Source organism: Mycolicibacter sinensis, assembly GCF_001667945.1.
GTDB lineage: Bacteria > Actinomycetota > Actinomycetes > Mycobacteriales > Mycobacteriaceae > Mycobacterium > Mycobacterium sinense_B.
Genome location: NZ_LZJK01000134.1, coordinates 1 through 1,715, shown reverse-complemented (window position 1 = coordinate 1,715; position 1,715 = coordinate 1). Strand labels below are relative to the sequence as shown.

Below are 1,715 nucleotides of genomic sequence, written 5' to 3'. Positions count from 1 at the left end.
GAGACCCACGGCCGGAAGAAGACAGCGGAACTGCTGGACGGAATCGAGGTCGTACCGCCGCTTTTGATCGACTACCGGGGCAAGCGTTTCCCCGAGCTCGACGTCCCCGCGGTGCTGGCTCGGCGGCCGCAGGTAGTGCTCGTCGACGAGTTGGCCCACACCAACACACCGGGCAGCGCGAACCGCAAGCGGTGGCAGGACGTCGAGCAACTGCTCGCCGCCGGGATCACGGTGATCTCGACGGTCAACGTGCAGCATCTGGAGAGCCTCAACGACGTCGTCGCCGAGATCACCGGAATACAGCAGCAAGAGACGGTGCCGGATTCGTTCGTCCGTCAGGCCGCACAGATCGAGCTGGTCGACATCGCACCCGAAGCGTTGCGCCGCAGGCTCGCCCACGGCAACGTCTACGCGCCGGAGCAGGTCGACGCAGCGCTGTCCAACTACTTCCGCAGCGGAAACCTCACTGCGCTAAGGGAATTGGCGCTACTTTGGGTGGCCGACCAGGTAGACGCCGCCCTGGCCACCTACCGCGCCGACAAGAAGATCACCGAGACCTGGGAGGCGCGCGAACGCATCGTGGCGGCGGTGACCGGAGGCCCGGAGTCCGAGACACTGGTGCGGCGGGCCTCCCGGATCGCATCCAAGGCCGGCGGCGAACTGCTGGTGCTGCACGTGCTGCGCGACGGCGATTCCGTTGCGCCGGCGCCGCGCGTGGGCCAGATCCGCCAACTGGCGGTCAGCCTGGGCGCGTCCCTGCACACCGTGATCGGCGATGACGTGCCAGCCGCGTTGCTCGACTTCGCCCGTGACGTCAACGCCACCCAACTGGTGATCGGCAGCTCGCGGCGTTCGCGCTGGGCCCGCATCCTCGACGAGGGCGTCGGTGCGGCGGTGGTGCAGCAATCCGGCGATATCGACGTGCACATCGTCACCGACGAGGACACCAAGCCGAACTTCCGGGCGGTGTCGATCTCCCCGCGGGAGCGGCGCGCGGCGTCCTGGCTGGCCGCGATCGCCGTCCCGTGCCTGGTCTGCGCGATCGTGGTCGGCTGGCTGGATCACTACCTCAACAGCGGGCAAAGCGCCCTGTTCGTGGTCGGGGTGCTGGTGGTGGCACTGCTCGGCGGTATCGCGCCGGCCGTGCTGTCGGCATTGCTGTCGGGTGTGCTGCTCAACTATTTCCTGCTCGCGCCGCGCGGCGATTTCGCCATCGCCGAACACGACGCCGCGGTGACCGAGGTGGTGCTGCTGCTGGTGGCGGTCGCGGTGGCGGCACTGGTCGACAGCACGGCCAAACGATCCCGCGAGGCCGGCCGCGCCTCGCGGGAAGCCGAGTTGATGACACTGTTCGCCGGATCGGTGCTGCGCGGAGCGGATCTGGACAGCCTGCTGGAACGGGTGCGCGAGACCTACACGCAACGCTCGGTGAGCCTGGTACGGGTGCCGAGCGGAGCCGCGGCCCCCGAACAGCCCGAGGTCGTCGCTTCGGTCGGCGAGAACCCCTGCATGTCGGTGGCTCTCGCCGACACCGCGATCGATGTCGGCGACAACGAGTTTTGGATGTTGATGGCCGGCCGCCAGTTGGCCTCCCGGGACCGCCGGGTGCTGTCGGTGGTGGCGCGGCAGGCCGCGGGACTGGTACGCCAGGAGGAATTGGCGGTCGAAGCGGGGAGGGCCGACGCCGTGATGCGCACCGACGAACTGCGCCGCTC

1 protein-coding gene is annotated in these 1,715 nt (G+C 68.9%); it reads left to right on the top strand.

All coding sequences use genetic code 11. The features are described from left to right. The coding region (locus A5694_RS17485; protein WP_064923468.1) for a sensor histidine kinase at window positions 1–1,715 on the top strand (1,715 nt) is incomplete at both ends.